Origin of the sequence: Sphingopyxis selenitireducens, from assembly GCF_051550705.1 — a bacterium.
Classification (GTDB): domain Bacteria; phylum Pseudomonadota; class Alphaproteobacteria; order Sphingomonadales; family Sphingomonadaceae; genus Sphingopyxis.
Genome location: NZ_JBPULG010000002.1, coordinates 558,530 through 576,706, shown reverse-complemented (window position 1 = coordinate 576,706; position 18,177 = coordinate 558,530). Strand labels below are relative to the sequence as shown.

At 63.7% G+C, this 18,177-nt stretch carries 16 protein-coding genes; 7 read left to right on the top strand and 9 right to left on the bottom strand.

What is annotated here, in order from left to right:
- Positions 1–200 precede the first annotated feature (200 nt).
- The 3 genes from ACSYDV_RS08555 (at position 201) to ACSYDV_RS08545 (ending at position 4,427) form a co-directional block, all read left to right on the top strand.
- Complete coding sequence (locus ACSYDV_RS08555; RefSeq protein WP_438323371.1) at positions 201–1,394, top strand: type III PLP-dependent enzyme; 1,194 nt, start codon at positions 201–203, stop codon at positions 1,392–1,394.
- Between the two features lie 349 nt (positions 1,395–1,743).
- Entirely contained in the window at positions 1,744–2,982 is a 1,239-nt protein-coding gene (locus ACSYDV_RS08550) for a helix-turn-helix transcriptional regulator (protein WP_438323370.1), read from the top strand.
- 119 nt (positions 2,983–3,101) lie between these two features.
- Complete coding sequence (locus ACSYDV_RS08545; RefSeq protein WP_438323369.1) at positions 3,102–4,427, top strand: MFS transporter; 1,326 nt, start codon at positions 3,102–3,104, stop codon at positions 4,425–4,427.
- Positions 4,428–4,433: 6 nt separating this feature from the next.
- On the opposite strand, the gene ACSYDV_RS08540 is transcribed toward ACSYDV_RS08545, so the two are convergent.
- Positions 4,434–4,943: an Lrp/AsnC family transcriptional regulator gene (locus ACSYDV_RS08540; RefSeq protein ID WP_438323368.1), complete on the bottom strand. Its 510-nt coding sequence runs from the start codon at positions 4,941–4,943 to the stop codon at positions 4,434–4,436.
- 84 nt (positions 4,944–5,027) lie between these two features.
- Between ACSYDV_RS08540 and ACSYDV_RS08535 the strand changes: the two genes are divergently transcribed.
- The 4 genes from ACSYDV_RS08535 to ACSYDV_RS08520 all read left to right on the top strand — a co-directional run bounded on the left by ACSYDV_RS08535 (position 5,028) and on the right by ACSYDV_RS08520 (position 8,212).
- Positions 5,028–5,969, top strand: coding sequence for a DMT family transporter (locus ACSYDV_RS08535; protein ID WP_438323367.1), 942 nt, complete (start codon positions 5,028–5,030; stop codon positions 5,967–5,969).
- Between the two features lie 135 nt (positions 5,970–6,104).
- On the top strand, positions 6,105–7,265 hold the full coding sequence (locus ACSYDV_RS08530) for a CaiB/BaiF CoA transferase family protein (protein ID WP_438323366.1): 1,161 nt from the start codon (positions 6,105–6,107) through the stop codon (positions 7,263–7,265).
- Between the two features lie 68 nt (positions 7,266–7,333).
- Positions 7,334–7,765, top strand: a complete 432-nt coding sequence (locus ACSYDV_RS08525) for an MAPEG family protein (protein ID WP_438323365.1) — start codon at positions 7,334–7,336, stop codon at positions 7,763–7,765.
- 12 nt (positions 7,766–7,777) lie between these two features.
- Entirely contained in the window at positions 7,778–8,212 is a 435-nt protein-coding gene (locus ACSYDV_RS08520; RefSeq protein WP_438323364.1) for an MAPEG family protein, read from the top strand.
- A 33-nt stretch (positions 8,213–8,245) separates the two neighbouring features.
- Here ACSYDV_RS08520 and ACSYDV_RS08515 read toward each other — a convergent pair whose 3' ends face one another.
- The 8 genes from ACSYDV_RS08515 to ACSYDV_RS08480 form a co-directional block, all read right to left on the bottom strand.
- Positions 8,246–9,445 (bottom strand): class I SAM-dependent RNA methyltransferase, encoded by a 1,200-nt coding sequence (locus ACSYDV_RS08515; protein WP_438323363.1) that lies wholly within the window; start codon positions 9,443–9,445, stop codon positions 8,246–8,248.
- Position 9,446: 1 nt separating this feature from the next.
- The gene (locus tag ACSYDV_RS08510) at positions 9,447–10,820 is read right to left on the bottom strand and encodes an NAD(P)H-hydrate epimerase (protein WP_438323362.1); all 1,374 of its coding nucleotides are present in this window, start codon (positions 10,818–10,820) and stop codon (positions 9,447–9,449) included.
- 34 nt (positions 10,821–10,854) lie between these two features.
- Entirely contained in the window at positions 10,855–11,262 is a 408-nt protein-coding gene (locus ACSYDV_RS08505) for a hypothetical protein (protein WP_438323361.1), read from the bottom strand.
- A gap of 8 nt (positions 11,263–11,270) precedes the next feature.
- Positions 11,271–13,121, bottom strand: a complete 1,851-nt coding sequence (gene ilvD / locus ACSYDV_RS08500; protein ID WP_438323360.1) for a dihydroxy-acid dehydratase — start codon at positions 13,119–13,121, stop codon at positions 11,271–11,273.
- Positions 13,122–13,180: 59 nt separating this feature from the next.
- Positions 13,181–13,912, bottom strand: a complete 732-nt coding sequence (locus tag ACSYDV_RS08495) for an N-formylglutamate amidohydrolase (protein WP_438323359.1) — start codon at positions 13,910–13,912, stop codon at positions 13,181–13,183.
- The gene (locus ACSYDV_RS08490; RefSeq protein ID WP_438323358.1) at positions 13,909–14,760 is read right to left on the bottom strand and encodes a 4-(cytidine 5'-diphospho)-2-C-methyl-D-erythritol kinase; all 852 of its coding nucleotides are present in this window, start codon (positions 14,758–14,760) and stop codon (positions 13,909–13,911) included. The genes ACSYDV_RS08495 and ACSYDV_RS08490 overlap by 4 nt, the downstream gene beginning before the upstream one ends.
- 7 nt (positions 14,761–14,767) lie before the next feature.
- Complete coding sequence (locus tag ACSYDV_RS08485; RefSeq protein WP_438323357.1) at positions 14,768–16,336, bottom strand: tetratricopeptide repeat protein; 1,569 nt, start codon at positions 16,334–16,336, stop codon at positions 14,768–14,770.
- 91 nt (positions 16,337–16,427) lie between these two features.
- A complete protein-coding gene (locus tag ACSYDV_RS08480) occupies positions 16,428–18,083 on the bottom strand; it encodes an electron transfer flavoprotein-ubiquinone oxidoreductase (protein ID WP_438323356.1) in 1,656 nt (551 codons plus the stop codon).
- Between the last annotated feature and the right edge of the window lie 94 nt (positions 18,084–18,177).

Below are 18,177 nucleotides of genomic sequence, written 5' to 3'. Positions count from 1 at the left end.
GCATGACGCGAAAGGCCCGGAATAGCTTATTATTGCGTCGCCTCGGCGACATAAAAGTGTCTCGTCCGCGACCGGATGCAAGCATAGGGTCTTTACAGGGGGGACCCCCCACCATATATGCGCCTCCGCTGCCCCAGGGGGACTTCCAATAACCGCAAGGCAGCCTTTGTGTTGAACGTTATTTTTGGGGGTCCCTTGAGTTGCACCAGCATCATAGCGCCCACGGGCTGATTCAGGCACTTTCGCCGGTCGAACCTGTTACGCTTGTCCGCCCGCACGCCGCGCGGCGCGCAGCGCGTTTCTTCATCGACCGGTTTCCCGGCACGACCCTGTACGCGGTCAAGGCGAACCCATCGCCCGACCTGTTGCGCGTGCTGTGGGATTCGGGTGTCACGCATTATGACGTCGCCTCGATCGCCGAGGTGCGGCTTGTCGCGCGCACGCTGCCACAGGCGGTGCTCTGCTTCATGCATCCCGTAAAAGCAGAGGAAGCGATTTCCGAGGCCTATTGGAAGCATGGCGTGCGCACCTTCTCGCTCGACACGCTCGACGAACTCGAAAAGATCGTCCGCGCGACCGAAGGCGCACAGGACCTGAACCTGCTCGTGCGTCTGCGCGTCTCGTCCGATCATTCGAAGCTCAGCCTCGCCGCCAAATTCGGCGCCGAAACCGACGAAGTCGCTGAACTGTTGATGGCGACGCGTCAGGCGGCAGATGCGCTCGGCATCTGCTTCCATGTCGGTAGCCAGGCGATGACCCCGCATGCCTATGCGCAGGCGATGGAGCGCGTCCGCGCTGCGATTGTCGCGGCGTCGGTCACCGTCGACATTATCGATGTCGGGGGCGGCTTCCCGTCATCCTATCCCGGGATGGAGCCCCCGCCGCTGGGTGCCTATTTCGACACGATCCACCGCAGCTTCGAAAGCCTGCCGATCAGCTATTCGGCCGAACTATGGTGCGAACCGGGCCGCGCACTGTCGGCGGAATACAGCTCGCTGGTCGTGCGCGTCGAAAAGCGCCGCGGCGACGAGCTTTATATCAACGACGGCGCCTATGGCGCGCTGTTCGACGCCGCGCATGTCGGCTGGCGCTTCCCCGTCAGCCTGCAACGCGAAGTGGAAAGCGATGCCGAGATGGTGGCGTTCAGCTTCTATGGCCCGACGTGCGACGACCTTGACCATATGGCAGGCCCTTTCTTTCTGCCCGCGGATATCAAGGCTGGCGATTTCATCGAAATCGGTATGCTCGGCGCCTATGGCTGCGCGATGCGAACCAAGTTCAACGGCTTTGGTGCCGAGGAAATCCACGTCGTCAGCGACGAGCCAATGGCGAGCCTCTACACCGGCGAAGTCGAACAGGAACGCCGCAGCGCGACGGTGACCAAGCTGTTCTGAGCGACGCGAGACAAGCGAAACAAAGGGGGCTGGCGCAGCGATGCGACCAGCCCCTTCTTTATTCACCAAACGGGCGCCTCAGCCGCAGTCGATTTCGCCCCATATCACCGGAACGCCGTCCGGCGCAGCGCGGTGCGAATGCCGCCGGGCGTCCGCCGCTGCCGACTTCGCGAAAAAAAGAAGTCCGCCGGGCAAAGACCGGCGGACTTAAAAGGAACAGGATGGCCTTGCCGACCATCCTGCCCTCGGGTCGCACCCGGTGAATGACCCATTTGATGCGTTCTTTCGCTACCCACTTGAGTAGCGCCGAAATTTTTTATGCGCTTTCCGCCTCAGGCCTTGGTATATTATGGCGACGCCCGTCTCAAAGGGCGTCGCGGCCAATCGTCTCAACGGGGGGATGCGGGTGTCGATTGATCATGCTCCGATCGCTGCGCGGGGTCACAATGAGCCTGCCGAATGGGAAAGCCTCAACGCGCTGATCGGGCGCATTTACGATTCGGTGCTCCACCCCGAATGCTGGAACGAAACGCTCGCACACATAACCGGCACCTTATGCCCCCTGAGTTGGGAAGCCGCCTTCATTCTCTGGGAAAGCAACTCCCCGCCCCGCGCGCATTTCGTCGCGGCCACCGGGCTCGCCGCCGGCGTTCAGGAAATCTATTCGGCGGTCTATGCCGGAACCCACCCTTGGTCGCGAAAATTGATGCGCTATGGCAATGGCAGCGTCGTCGACAGCAATGACATCATGACCCGTGAGGAATTTTCGGAATCGGCTTTTTTCCGCAATTTCCTGGAACCATGGGGAATCGACCGGATGGTTTGCGTCATGCTCGACCGGCGCGGAAAGGAGCGGCTGGGATTGATGCTGCCGGGCCCGGGCGACCGCGATGTCGAACGGCTCAAGCGCGGCCTGCGCATCCTCGCTCCGCATATTCAGCGCGCCATGCGGATCAGCGATCGCATCGCTACGCTGGAACTCGCCGCCGGCGCGGCCCGCGCGGCGACCGACTTTGCTCCCTTCGCCATCTTCAGCCTCGACGATCAGTTGAACATTCTCGCCGCCAACAGCCGCTCCGCCCAATATGCGGAGGCGGGTTTCATCCGCGTCACGCAGGATCGCTTCGCCTTCGCTCACCCCGCCAGCCAGAAAAGGCTGCTCGATCTGGTCAAAAGTCCCAATCCGGCCGGCCTCGCCTTTCAGGCGGTCGGCGCGTCGGGCGCCGAATGTCCGGTGCTGGTCGCGCGCATCACGCAGCAATCGGTGCAGCAGATCGGCGGATTCAGCGCGGGCGCGTCGCTGATCGTGACCCTCGGCAGCGCTCCCGGCGAAACCCCCGTCGTTGAAATCGACAGGGTGGCGCAATGGTTCGCGCTGACCCCGGCCGAGGCGCGGCTGGCCGTCGGCCTCGCCGCCGGACATAGTTTGCAGGATTATGCCGCCCAGCGCGCAGTCAGCCTGAACGCCGTCCGCTTCCTCCTGAAAGGGGTCTTCAGAAAGACCGGCGCGGTCAGCCAGGCCAAATTGGTCGCCATGCTTGCGCGGCTTCCCTCCTCCTCCGGCGACGCAATGACGCCCGATCGGTAATTGGCGTGCCCCGCAACCTGCCCTGCATGACTGGGGTGCTGCGTATCTTTTCGATCCCGGCAAGCCATGCTAGCATTTGGACAGGGCGGCATCGACCTGCGCCATGAAGATTGCCTGTAATGAAGCCCTTCCACCTCCTCCTCGCCAATAATCTGGTCGCCAACATCACCAATTTCACGGTGTGGTTCGCGCTGACTTTCTGGATTTTTCTCGAAACCCGGTCGGTGTTTGCGACAGGAATGATCGCGGGTATTTATCTGGTGATCACCGCGATGCTCGGAATCTGGTTCGGCAGCCTTGTCGACCATCATCGCAAGCGCAACATGATGATCGCCTCCAGCATCATGTCCCTGACATTCTATGCCGCGGCGCTCGGCGCCTATGCGCTCGTCCCCGATATCCGCACCGCAAACACATCCAGCGTCACTTTGTGGCTGTTCATCCTGCTTACCATGGCCGGCGTCATCGTCGGCAATATCCGGATGATCGCGCTGCCCACTTTGGTCACCATCCTCGTCCCCGAAGACCGGCGCGACAAGGCGAACGGGCTGGTCGGCATGGTGTCAGGCATCGGTTTTCTCACGACCTCGGCGATCAGCGGCTTCCTCGTCGCATGGGGCGGGATGGTCGCGACGCTGGGCTTTGCGATGATCTTTGCTCTGTGCGTCGCGCTTCATCTGCTGTTCGTTCCTATCGACGAGCCGCGGAGTTCGGGCGAGCATGACGCGCCGCGGAATATCGACCTTGCCGGAACCTTTCGCCTCGTCACCGGCATATCGGGGCTGTTCGCGCTGATCCTCTTCTCATCGTTCAATAATCTGCTCGGCGGCGTGTTCATGGCGTTGATGGACGCATATGGCTTGTCGCTGATGGCGGTCGAACAATGGGGGCTGCTCTGGGCCTTCGTCTCCTGCGCCTTCATTCTCAGCGGCGCCATGATCGCCCGCACCGGGCTCGGCACCAATCCGATCCGCACTCTGCTCTTCGTCTGTATGATCGAATGGGTGGTCGCTGCCGTTTTCACCATCCAGTCATCCATCCCGCTGCTCGCGATCGGCTGTTTCATCTGGCTCTTCGTAGGGCCCTACGCCGAAGCGGCGGAACAAACCGCGCTGCAAAAGGTCGTGCCGTTCGAACGGCAAGGCCGCGTTTTCGGCTTCGCCCAGTCGATCGAACAGGCCGCTTCGCCGCTGACCGCCTTTCTCATCGCCCCGCTCGCCCAGTTCGTCTTCGTACCGCTGATGACCGACGGCGCGGGCGCCGAGGCGATCGGCGACTGGTACGGACGCGGCCCCGAAAGGGGTATCGCGCTCGTCTTCACGATCACCGGACTGCTCGGCATCATTGTCACCATCGCAGCGCTGCGGTCGAAATCCTATCGCCAGATTTCCGCAACCTATGCCAGTGCAGGCACCGAAGGCGCTGAACCCGTTCCGGCGCAATAATCCGCATCAGGGGACGATGATGCTCGTATCGGCCTTCACCCGGTCGAGCGCGATCAGCGAGCGATAGCTTTCGATATAGTCATTTTCGGCAAACAACCGCCGCGTCAGCACCTCATAGGCGCGCATGTCGGACGTCACGATAACGAGGACGAAGCTGATCCCGCCGGTGACATAATAGCATTGCTGAACCTCCGGCGTTCCCCGGAACAGTGCTTTCGCGGCGTCAACCGTCGCCACCCGCTCATCGTGCAGCCGCACTTCGACGATCGACGTAATCGTCAGCGGAATGGCATAGGGATCGACGAGCGCAACATTGCGCGTGATGACTCCCGCCCCCTCCATCGCGGCAACGCGTCGCTGCACCGCCGCCGCCGACAGATTCACGGCCTCGGCAATCTTGCGCTGCGGTGTCTTGTTGTCCTTTTGCAGGATGCGAATGATCGCCCGATCGAAGGAATCGATCTTGCGCGCGGAACTGTCGACGGGCTTGGACATGGCGCCGAGTATTTGTTGCATTTTGGGTTCCAATCAAGAGCGCATTACTCGTTGAGACGATGATATGCCCCGGCTCGTTCACGACGCAACGGGATAGGACATCGAGTGAGAGACCGGGAATCGACGCTGATAGGTATCATCTGCGGCGCCGGCGCAGGCGCACTGTGGGGCCTGGTCTTCCTCGCGCCCGAACTCGCCAGCGCGTTCAGCCCGCTTGAACTGACCATCGGCCGCTACCTCGCTTATGGTGCGATCTCTGCGCTGCTCATCGCGCCGCGCTGGCGCGTGCTGACCGCACGGCTCGGACGGCGCGAATGGCTCGCGCTCGGCTGGCTCGCGCTCGCGGGCAACACCATTTACTATATCCTCCTGTCCAGCGCGGTTCAGATGGGCGGCATCGCGATGACGTCGCTGGTCATCGCCTTTCTGCCAGTCGCAGTGACGATCATCGGCAGCCGCGACCGTAGCGCCGTCCCGCTAACGAAGCTCGCTCCCTCGCTACTGCTCTGCGGCGCCGGCGCAGTGTGTATCGGGTGGCAGGCGATCGTCACCCTCGCCGCCAGCACCAGTTTCGCCCCGCTTATCGGCCTGATCTGCGCGATCGGTGCACTTATCTCCTGGACCACCTTTGCGGTCGGCAACGCCCGCTGGCTCGCGCGGCTCGACGGCGTTTCGGGCCATGACTGGAATCTGCTGACCGGGATCGTCACCGGCATGCAAAGCGCGCTGCTCGTCCCGGTAGCCCTGTTCATCGGAACCCGCGCGCATGGCGGGCTTGAATGGGCGCAATTCGCCGGCGTGACGATCGGCGTCGCCCTGCTCGCCTCGATCGCCGGCAATGCGCTGTGGAACCGGATGAGCCGCCTGCTACCGCTCACCCTCGTCGGCCAGATGATCCTGTTCGAAACCCTCTTTGCGCTCATCTATGGCTTTATCTGGGAACAGCGCGGGCCGACGCTCCTCGAGGCTTTGGCATTCCTCCTGATCAGCGCCAGCGTGATCTCGTGCGTCGCGGCGCATCGCAGGATGGCGGCGGCGCCGCATTAAAAGGCGCGCGCCGATTGCCTCTTCGGTTTTCTTCTGCAACCATATTGCGAAACAACGACAGGAGAGATGCAATATGGCCCTGATCAACTTTGCAAAGATGTGCGCTGCCCCGGCTTCCGCGCGAGCCGCCCACGCATGACCATACTCTCCGGCATCCGCATCATCGACCTGACGACCGTGATTTTCGGCCCCTATGCCACTCAGATGCTCGCCGATCTCGGCGCCGACATCATCAAGGTCGAAGCCCCCGGACTCGGCGATGTCTCGCGCTACCTTGGCAATGGCATTCCTGATCCCACCATGGGGTCGATCCACCTCACCGTAAATCGCGGCAAGCGATCGATCGCCCTCGACCTCAAAAAGCCCGAGGATGCGGCCGTGCTGCGCGACCTGATCGCGACCGCCGACGTCTTCTTTCACAATGTCCGGGGCAAGGCGATCGCGCGGCTCGGCTTCGACTATGCAGGCTGTCAGGCGATCAAACCCGACATCATCTATGTCCATGGCACCGGCTTTGGGCAGGACGGCCCTTACGCGGATCTTCAGGCGTATGACGATGTCATTCAGGCCGCGACCGGCACCACCAGCCTGCTGCCGCGCGTCGATGGCAATCCGCGCCCCCGCTATCTGCCCTCGCTGATCGCCGACAAGGTCGCGGGGCATTATGGCGCGCAGGCGATCCTCGCCGCAATCATCCACAAATTGCGCACCGGAAAGGGTCAGGAGGTCGAGGTGCCGATGTTCGAATGCTTCGCTTCATTCATGCTGACCGAACATTTGCGCGATGCAACGCTCGACCCGGCGATCGGTCCGACGGGCTATCCGCGCCAGCTCGATCCGACGCGCCAACCCTTCCCCACCGCCGATGGCTATCTCGCGATCGTTCCCTATACGCCCGCCTCGACCGTGCGGCTGATGGGATTGCTCGGCAGCACCGACCTGCTCGAAACCCCCGAATATGAAGCTGCCAAAGCCACGGGGCAGCATATGCAGATCATCTATAGCGAGATCGCACGCAAAACCCCCGCACGGACGACCGCCGAATGGCTGGAACTGTTCGCCGCGAACGACATCCCGGCGATGGAGGCGCGCGATTTGCAGAATATCAAGGACGACCCGCATCTGGCGGCGACAGGCTTTTTCCGCCGCCGGCCCCATCCCGATGTGGGCGCCTATGACGAGATGCAGCCGCCGGTGAAATATGGCGCCGCCGAGCCCCGCGACCTGGGCTTCGCGCCGCGCATCGATGCCGACGGCGACGCGATCCGCGGCGAAATCGCGGGCGGGAAGGCCTGAACATCGGCCGTTGCATATTGGCGCGCACGCCCTAGCATCGCGCGCAATCTGAAGAGGGGGAAATCAATATGCCTGCCAGTCTGTTAGCACCCGGTGCGGTGCTTGTTTTGTGGACGCTCGTCATGCTCGGCTGGGTTCTCGTCTCGCGCTTCTCGGCGCTGGCGAAGACCGGAATCGATCTGAAGGCCGCGCCTCCGGGCGGCCGCGGCGCCAATCTCGAGGGCGTATTGCCGCCGCTCGCCAACTGGAAATCGCATAATTACACCCATCTGCTGGAACAGCCGACGCTCTTTTATGCGGTGATCGTCTTCCTGCACCTGTCGGGTGGCAACACCGACCTCACTCGCGGCCTCGCCTGGGCCTACGTCGTCCTCCGCATCGCCCACAGCCTGTGGCAGGCAACGGTAAACCGCATCCCGGTGCGCCTCGCCCTTTTCGCGCTGTCGAGCCTGTGCCTGATCGCCCTGTCGCTGCTCGCCGTCATCGCCACCCTGGGCTGAGAGGAGATAGTCATGGAAACCAACGCAATTTTGGGCCCGGTCGCCACGCTGGCACTCTGGTCGATGGTGATCTGGGTGTGGATGTACGTGACGCGCATCCCCGCGATGCAGCGCGCCAAGATCGACGCCAAAACTATGGTCGGCGGTACCGGCAAGGGACTGGACGATTTACTGCCTGCCGAAGTCCAGTGGAAGGCGCACAATTATAATCACCTGATGGAACAGCCGACTGTCTTCTATGCCGTCGCGCTGGCGCTCGCGATCGGCGGCATGGGCGGCGGACTGAACGCGCAGCTTGCCTGGGCCTATGTCGGCCTGCGCATCCTCCACAGCCTGATTCAGGTGACGGTCAACCGCGTGATGTGGCGCTTTGGGGTCTTCGCTCTCGCCAGCCTCGCGTTGCTGGCCCTATGCGTGCATGCATTTCTGGGATTTGTGGTGCATTAAATCACGTCGCCCCCGCGTAGGCGGGGCGATACATTACTTCGAAAAGCGCGCCGCCAGTTCGACATGGGTCGACCAGCGAAACTGTCCCACCGGCTGTACCCAATCGAGTTTGTACCCACCCTCGATCAACGTCTTGGCATCGCGAGCAAAGCTCGCGGGGTTGCAGCTGACATAGGCGATCACCGGCGTCGCCGATGCCGCCAGCTGCGCCACCTGCTCCTCGGCTCCCGCACGCGGCGGATCGATGATGACGGCCCCGAAACGGTCGAGTTCGGCGGGGACCAGCGGACGACGGAACAGGTCGCGATGCTCGGTCGCCACCAGCGCCCGGGCACGGTTTGCGGCGCCGGTCAGCGCCGCGATCGCATCGCGCGCGCCTTCGGCGGCATAGACTTTGCGACCCGCCGCCACCGACAGCGCAAAGGTGCCCACCCCGGCGAACAGGTCAGCAACCGCCGGAGCATCGCCAATCGCACGGCGCACCGCATCGACCAGCGCCGCCTGCCCTGCCGCCGTCGGCTGCAGGAAGGCGAAGGGCGGAACTTCGACCAAAATATTACCAAAGCGCATCGTCGGCGGTTCGGGCTGCCACACGGTTTCCAGTCCGTCGCCCTGATCGATCGCGAGGCGCGCCAGCTTGCGCGCCGCGGCAAAATCCTGCAGCCCCATTGCGGCATCAAGCCCCTCGGCCTTCACGCCCTCCAAAATCACTTCGACACCCTGATCGAGCATCTGCAGCTTGACCTTCACCGGACGCTTTTGCAGCGCGATCACCCCCAGCAGGGTGCGCAGCGGCGCGATCAGCGCGAACAGTTCGGGCAACAACAGCGGACATTCGCGCATGTCGACGATCTGGTTAGTCTGCGCGGCATTGAAACCGATCGTGACCTGCTTCCCCATTTTCAGCGCGGTGAGCACGGCGCGGCGACGGCTTTGCGGCGGCGACAGCAGCGCGGGCAGCACCATATCGCTGGGCATGTCCTGCCCCGCGAGCCCGCCCGCAACGCGGTCGTGGACGAAATCGGCGAGCGCCTGTTCGGCGACATGCTGAAGCTGGCAGCCGCCGCATTTGCCGAAGTGGCGGCAGGCGGGCGCAGCACGGTTCGGGCCGGGAATAAGTATCCCGTCGTCGCGGACACGGTCCCCGGGAACGCCGCCTGCAACATGGCGACCATCGGCGGTCACGCCATCGCCGCGCGCGGCGATGCGCTCGATCAGCGCTGCTTCAGTCATTTCATTCCCTAACCAGATCGTCGGCGACCAGATCGTCAGCGACAAGGCCGGGGCCTATACGCGCCGCCCGCGCGATATGCCAGCCCACCGCCGCGACCGCCGCATCAAAGGCATCGCCGCCTCTTGCGAGCATCGCGCCGCATGCTCCCGCCAGCACGTCGCCCGTCCCCGCCGTCGCGAGCCGCGGGCTTCCAGGCCACGCCGCGACCACGCGGCCATCGGGCGCGGCAATGATCGTATCCGCGCCTTTATAGACGACGACTGCGCCCGCAAACGCAGCAGCGGCGAGCGCACGATCGATCTTGCTGCCCGACAAATCCGGAAAAGCGCGCACGAACTCGCCTTCGTGCGGGGTCAGGATAGCAGGAACCGCTCCGCCCAACCCGCGCAGACGCGGCAGCGCTGCAGCAATCGCCGCAGCATCGAGGACAATCGGCTTGCCCGCATCGAGCGTCGCCATAATGTTACCATCCAGCGCATCGCCCGCCGGATAGCCGGGACCCACGATCACCGCACCGACGCGCCCATCGCCCAGCCGGTTGGCGTAATCCGTCCCCTCCTCGGCAATGATGGCCGAAAAAGGCGCGTGATCTGCCCCGCTCAGAACGACATAGCCCGCACCAGCCCGCAACGCCGCAGCCGAGGCCAGCCCCGCCGCTCCGGGCATCGGGCCCGCGCGCACCAGAACCATGCCCCGGCTGAACTTGTGCGAGGCAGCATCGGGCGCGGTCGATAAAACAGGCGGCAGCGTTCGTATGGTCCCGCTCGCCGCTATGCCGATGGGTGCCAGCAAAATCTTGCCGCAGTGCTGCGCGGCGGGCAGCAGGACGTGCGCGGGCTTCAGCGCGCCAAGCGCCACCGTCACATCGGCCGGAAGCGGCGGCAACCAGACCTGCACTCCATCGCTATCGACACCGCTGGGGATATCGACGGCCAACACACGCCGCCCGGCAAAGCCATGCAAAATCGCGGCAAGTTCATCGGACAATGGCCGTGACAGGCCGACACCGAATAGCGCGTCGACGATCAGCGCCGCCGGGGCCAAATCGCGATCGAGCAGTTCGACCGGCCCGGTCCACAACGCACGCGCCGCCCGGGCAAGATCGGTCGCCGGGTCTGCAAGCGTCGCAACCCGCACCTCTGCCCCACGCTCGGCCAGCAGCCGCGCCGCGACATAGCCGTCACCGCCATTGTTTCCCGGACCGCACAGGATCAGGACCGGCGCGCCCGCCGCCATGCGCCACGCGATATCGGCAACCGCCGCACCCGCGCGATCCATCAATTCCGACAGCGATATCCCCGACGCCGCGCACGCGGCTTCTGCAGCGCGCATGGCCTCGGCGGTCAGGATCGGGGCATCGGCGGGTATGGACATGCGGTTCAATCTAGCATGCCCGCATAAGAAGGCGCTACTTCGCGCCGCCCGTATTCGCCGGCAGGCGATAACGATCGCCAGCGATAGCGACCTCGATTAACCCGTCGCCGACAATCGCCACCTTCGCGGGTTCAGCACCATCGGCCGAAACCAGCCCGCGTCCGTCGGTCGCGATCAGCAGACGGCGGTAGCCGATGTCGCGGCGCCCGACGATCAGCACATCGCCATCGGCGCCGGCCATCTCCTCTATCGTGCAACTGCGGTCATAAGCCTTCGCGCCCTCGAGCGCGCAGGCAATGCGGCCATCGCTCGCCGCCGCGCTCGCCGACTTCGCATCGGCCGCGACCGGCGTGTCGGGCTTTTGTGCCTCACCGCATCCCGCGAGCGACAACAACGCCAGCAGGACAGCGCCCCGCGCTCCGGTCTTCCCTGCTTGCTTCATCCTGGCCCCTATTTCAGTTGCGAAAGGTCGCGCACCGCGCCGCGCGCAGCGCTCGTCGTCATCGCAGCATAGGCCTGAAGTGCTACCGAAACCTTGCGCGGGCGCAGCTTTTCGGGCTGCCATGCGGTATCGCCCTTCGCCTCCATCACCGTCCGGCGCTTCGCCAACTCGCCTTCGGGCAGAGCGAGTTCGATGGTGCGGTTCGGAATATCGATCTCGATCAGGTCGCCATTTTCGACGAGACCGATCGTCCCGCCTTCGGCCGCCTCGGGCGAGACATGGCCGATCGACAGCCCCGATGTGCCCCCCGAAAAGCGCCCGTCGGTGATCAGCGCGCATGCGGCGCCGAGCCCCTTGGATTTCAGATAGCTGGTCGGATAGAGCATTTCCTGCATTCCCGGCCCGCCCTTGGGTCCTTCATAGCGAATGACGATGACATCGCCCGCGACGACCTGCCCGGTCAGGATTCCCGCAACCGCGGCGTCCTGGCTTTCATAGACTTTGGCGGGGCCACTGAATTTCAGGATCGATTCATCGACCCCGGCGGTCTTCACAATGCAGCCGTCGATTGCAATGTTGCCCGACAGCACCGCCAGCCCGCCGTCTTTGCTGAACGCATGTTCGGCCGAACGGATCACCCCATTTTCGCGATCGAGGTCGAGCTCCTCCCAGCGCCGTTCCTGGCTGAACGCGACCTGTGTCGGCACCCCGCCGGGCGCCGCCATGAAGAATTTCTGCACATCGGGATCGTTGGTCCGCGAAATATCCCATTTGTTCAGCGCATCGCCGAGCGTTCCGCTGTGCACGGTCGGCAGATGCGCGTGAAGAAGCCCCGCGCGTTCGAGCTGGCCAAGGATCGCCATGATCCCGCCGGCACGGTGGACATCCTCCATATGGACGTCGCTCTTCGCCGGCGCGACCTTCGACAGGCACGGCACGCGGCGCGACAACCGATCGATGTCGGCCATGGTGAAATCGACCCCGGCTTCGAACGCCGCGGCGAGCAGATGCAGCACCGTGTTGGTCGATCCGCCCATCGCAATGTCGAGGCTCATCGCATTTTCAAACGCTTCGAAGGTCGCAATATTGCGCGGCAAGACGCTCTCGTCGTCCTGCTCATAATAGCGCTTGCACATTTCGACCGCGATGCGGCCCGCGCGCAGGAACAATTGCTTGCGGTCGGCGTGGGTCGCGAGGGTCGAGCCATTGCCCGGCAGCGACAGGCCCAGCGCCTCGGTCAGGCAGTTCATCGAATTGGCGGTGAACATGCCCGAGCAGGAACCGCAGGTCGGGCACGCCGCGCGCTCGATCTCGGTCACTTCCTCATCGGAATATTTTTCGTCGGCGGCGGCGACCATCGCATCGACCAGATCGAGCGCGACTTCCTTGCCCTTCAGGACCACCTTGCCCGCTTCCATCGGCCCGCCCGACACGAACACCACAGGGATATTGATCCGCAGAGCCGCCATCAACATGCCCGGCGTGATCTTGTCGCAGTTGGAGATGCACACCATCGCGTCGGCGCAGTGCGCGTTGACCATATATTCGACCGAATCCGCGATGAGGTCGCGGCTCGGCAGCGAATAGAGCATGCCGTCATGCCCCATCGCGATCCCGTCATCGACCGCGATCGTGTTGAATTCCTTGGCAACCCCGCCCGAAGCCTCGATCTCGCGCGCGACCATCTGACCCAGGTCCTTCAGATGAACATGCCCCGGCACGAACTGGGTGAAGCTGTTGACCACCGCGATGATCGGCTTGCCGAAATCGCTATCCTTCATCCCCGTCGCGCGCCACAGGCCGCGCGCGCCCGCCATATTGCGGCCATGGGTGGTGGTGCGCGAACGATAAGAAGGCATTTTGCGGGCTCCGAGAAATATTATTTCATGAAATTGCGATTATCAGCGCGTCTACACGCCTATTGCCCGATGTTCAACGCCACTTTCGTACACATGCGCGCGAGGTGATCGGCAAACAAGCGCTGACCCGCGGCATCAGCAACCAGATCCTGCCGCATCTCGATCCCGACATAGGGGATATGATTTGCCTCGGCATGACGGTTCATCGTCGCGTTGAGCAATTTGCCCGAATAGGGTTGCTGGTCACCGACATTCAGCCCCTCAGCCTCCAGCGCCGCGATGGCTGCCGCCGCCAGCCGGTCGTCCTCGTTGTACAGGACTCCGACATGCCAGGGCCGTGCCTGATCGGGATGCGCCGCGAGCGCCGGGGTAAAGCTGTGCAGCGACAGGATCATCGCCGGGCGACGGGCTGCGATCGTCGCGGCAATATGATTATGATAGGGCCGGAAAAAGCGCGCGAGCCTTGCTTCGCGCGCCGCATCGTCGAGCGCGTTGCCCGGAACCGCATGCCCGTCGCTGGCGATCGGCAACACCCCCGGCGATTCTTCATCACGGTTGCAGTCTGCGACGAGGCGCGACACCCCGCCGAGTATGGCCGCATCGACGGCGCCGCTTTCGACGAGCAAGGCCGCAACTTCGGCGACGCCGATATCAATCGCGATGTGATTGCCCAGCAGCGCTGGATCGATGCCCAGATCAATGTCATCGGGAACATGGGCCGACGCATGATCGGCGATCAGCAAAATGCCGCCCGCGCGCGCTTCACCCAGTTGGCGCCACGCTTCACTCATCGCAATACTCCCGTCATCAACCACCAATGCGGGTGACTCGCGGCCAGCCGCTGCGCAGCGGCATCGCGTTCGCCCGCCGCGTCGAACAGCGCGAAGCAAGTCGCGCCCGATCCCGACATACGCGCGAGCCACGGCCGCAGTTCGCCGAGCGCGGTCAACACGTCGGTAATCGCCGGACAGCCCGCGATCGCAGGGCGCTGCAAATCGTTGCGTGATGCGAACAGTTGCGCACGCAAATCGGCGCCGGTGAACAGCGGCCCGCGATCAACGCCATCCCACGCGGCAAAAACGGGCCCAGTCGCCACCGCCTCACGCGGATTGACGAGCAGCAGCGGCGTTCCCGCAATTGCCAGTTCGGGCACCGGGCTCAATTCCGCGCCGACCCCGACACCAAGGCAGGTCGCACTGGCAACGCACGCAGCAATATCGGCACCAAGCGAACCGACGAGCCGTGCCAGCGCCGCATCACCGATCTCGGGCAGAAAATGCCGCTGTACCAGTCGCGCCATCGCTGCGGCATCAGCCGATCCTCCACCGATCCCCGCTGCGACCGGCAACTTCTTGGTCAACGTCACCGCCAACGGAGGCACCCGGTCGGCGCCATAGCGGTCGCGGAGCAACGCCAGCACCTGCGACACCAGATTGTCGCCGTCGAGACTCAGCGCAGCGGCAAATTCACCGTCGATCGCGAGGCTGTCCTTCCCGGCGACCGTGGCGCGCAGTTCATCACCGCCATCGACGAAGGCAAACAGCGTCTCGATCTCGTGATAGCCATCGGGCCGCCGCGCGCGCACGTGGAGCGCGAGGTTGATCTTGGCCCAGCCGGTTTCGTACATCGCATCGGTCATGACGAGTTCAAGGCGCAATCGTCGCCGGCGTCAGCCCGTCGCGCAATTTGGTTTCCAGTCGCGTCGCCATATCCGCCTCGGCGAGCAGTGCCGCCGCGCGCCAAGTATAACGCGCCTGGAATTTCCGTCCGACCTGCCAATAGGCGTCGCCGAGATGCTCGACGATGACCGCATTGTCGGGTTCGCCGCCCTGCGCCTTTTCAAGCAGCGGCACCGCCTCTTCGGCGCGGCCGGTCAGGAAATAGGCCCAGCCGAGCGAGTCGGTGATGCTCGGACTTTGTGGCTCCTCGTTCCACGCCGCCTCGATCCGTGCGAGCGATTTCTCGACGTCCTTGCGGCGCTCGATCGCCGAATAGCCCGCGAAATTGAGTACCGACGCATCGCCCGGCCGTAACGCAACCGCTTTCTCGATCAGCGGGTGGGCCGCATCCCAGTCATCCGCCTCCAGCAACAATTGGGCGCGTGCGATCAGCAAGGTTCCCCGGAGCGCCTGTTCCTCATCGCCCTCACCCAGCGTCGCTTCCAGCTGTGCATAGGCCCGCGCCGCTGCGGCCTTATCCCCCGATCGCCGCGCGATGTCGGCGAACCGGACCAGCATACTGCGTGCCGGAGCTTCGCCGACCATCGCGGCTTCGGCCAGCTTCACCGCTCCGGCCAGATCACCGGCATCGGCCATGAACTCGGCACGCCGCATCTGGAGCACCGGGGGCAATGGCGTATTTTTACTTTCGAGCAAGGCAGCTGCGGCAGACGCCCGCCCGTCGCGATCGAGCGCCTCGACCAAAGCGCTCCGCACCGTCCAGTCCTGATCGTCCAGCCAGAAAGCCGCGCGCGCGAACAGCATCGGTATCTTGGTTCCGCCGTTCGGCGTTCGCGCGAAGCCGTCGCCCAGCATAGCCAGCCACTGCGCGGTCCCCTCACGCGGTGTCGATATGGCCTGGTCGGGCAATAACAGCATGGGGTCGTCGCGTGTCCCCGCGGCCAGAGCGATCCGCCCGCGGAGCCGCCCGGCAGCGGCAGCTTCACCCGCCTTGTCGAGTGTCGCAGCAACGCGCAGCGCGACAAGCTGACTCATCCGGTCGGTCAGGACGATGCTGTCGGCCAAGGCAACCGCATCGGCCGGGCGCTTCGCAACCAATTGGACGAGCACTGCTTCCAGCGCCATCGCGGGCTCGGTCCGTCCCCGGGCGTTCGCAATCAGCAAATGCCGCTCGGGCATTTTTTCGCGCAATCCCGCATCGATCCAGGCGTTGATCGGCGGCTGGATCAGCCGGGACATGGCGTCACCGCCGGTCTTGTCAGCGCGCCCGCCGATATATTCGCGCGCGGCTTTCCAGTCGGACCGGCGCATCGCATCGACCAGCAACACCATCTGCGCATCGAAGCGCCGTTCGCCCGCCTGCCACAACTGCATTGCGGCATCGCGCGCAACGATGAGGTCGCCCGCTCCGATCGCCTGCTCAAGCATCCGCCCGCGCACGCCCGGAAGCCCCGGCGCCGTGCTGGCCAGCGTCGTCAACGCCGTCAAAGCTGCAGCAGGCTGCCCGCTTTCCTCGGCAAGCCGGGCCTTGACCAAGGCATGCAATGCTGCCCCGTTCTGGTCGACGGCCTGCGCTGGCGACGAAAGCGCTGTGATGCTTCCCGCCAGCAGCAGGGCGAATGCGGACTTACATATTGGGGTAATTGGGGCCTCCGCCGCCTTCGGGGGTGACCCAGTTGATATTCTGGGTCGGGTCCTTGATGTCGCATGTCTTGCAATGGACGCAATTCTGCGCGTTGATCACGAATTTGGGGTCGCCCTCCGCCTCGCCGACAATCTCGTACACCCCGGCCGGGCAATAACGCTGCGCGGGCTCGTCATAGAGCGGCAGATTATATTCGACCGGGATCGTCGGGTCTTTCAGCTGGAGATGGACCGGCTGATCTTCCTCATGGTTCGTGTTCGACAGGAACACCGAGGACAGACGGTCAAAGGTCAGCACGCCGTCGGGCTTCGGATAATCCGGCTTCGGCATGATGTCCGCACGATAGAGCGTCGTATTGTCGGGATGATGCTTCATCGTGAAGGGCACTTTGATCTTCAGCGTCTCAAGCCACATCGTAATGCCCGACAGGAGCGTTCCTGCCAGATCGCCATATTTCTCGACGAGCGGCAGGACGTTGCGGACGACGCTCAGTTCCTTCTTCACCCAGCTGTCGTCATAGGCGGCCTGATAGGCGTCGAGCGTGTCGCTGCCCCGTCCAGCGGCGACTGCGGCAAAGGCGGCTTCGGCCGCCATCATCCCGGTCTTCATCGCGGTGTGCGTGCCCTTGATGCGCGGGACGTTCAGGAAACCGGCGCTATCGCCGATCAGCGCGCCGCCCGGGAAGGCCAGCTTCGGCACCGACTGATAGCCGCCGTCGCTGATGGCGCGCGCGCCATAGGAGACGCGCTTGCCGCCCTTCAGGATCTTCGCAATCTCCGGGTGCGTCTTCCACTTCTGCATTTCCTGGAAGGGCGAGGTGTGCGGGTTGCGATAGTTGAGCCATGTCACGAAGCCGAGCGCGACTTGCCCATTGGCCTGATGATAGAGGAAACCGCCGCCGTTCGAATTGCCATCGAGCGGCCAGCCCTGCGTGTGGATGACGCGGCCCTCGGCATGGTTTTCCGGTTTGATGTCCCACAATTCCTTGACGCCCAGTCCGTAAACCTGCGGCTCGCAATCGGCATCCAGCGCGAACTGCGGCTTGATCATCTTGGTCAGATGCCCGCGAACACCCTCACCGAAGAAAGTGTATTTTGCGTGGAGTTCGAGCCCCGGCGCATAGTCGCCCTTATGGCTGCCGTCACGCGCGATGCCCATGTCGCCGGTGGCAACGCCTTTGACCGAACCATCTTCATTGTACAGAATTTCAGCGGCGGGGAAGCCGGGGAATATCTCGACGCCCAGCCCTTCGGCCTGCTCGGCGAGCCAGCGGCACAAATTGCCGAGGCTGCCCGTATAGGTGCCCTTATTGTGCATGAAGCCGGGCGAAATAAACTCGGGAAGGCCGAACTTCTTGTTCTTGGTCAGCACCCAATGCTGGTTGTCGTTGACCGGAACCTGGGCGAGCGGACAGCCTTGGTCACGCCATTCGGGAATCAGTTCGTCGAGCGATTTGGGATCGATCACCGCACCCGACAGGATATGCGCGCCGACTTCGGATCCTTTTTCAAGGATACAAACGGATAATTCGCTGCCTGCTTCATTGGCCAATTGCTTGAGCCGAATTGCCGCCGAAAGCCCCGCCGGACCTGCCCCGACGATAACTACGTCATAAGGCATCGATTCCCGTTCGCTCACCAGACTCACCCTTTCTGCCATCCCGACGCCGACATTCATCGTAAGCGGCGCTCATTCTGTCACGAATTGCGATGCCCGCCAATTGACGTATCCG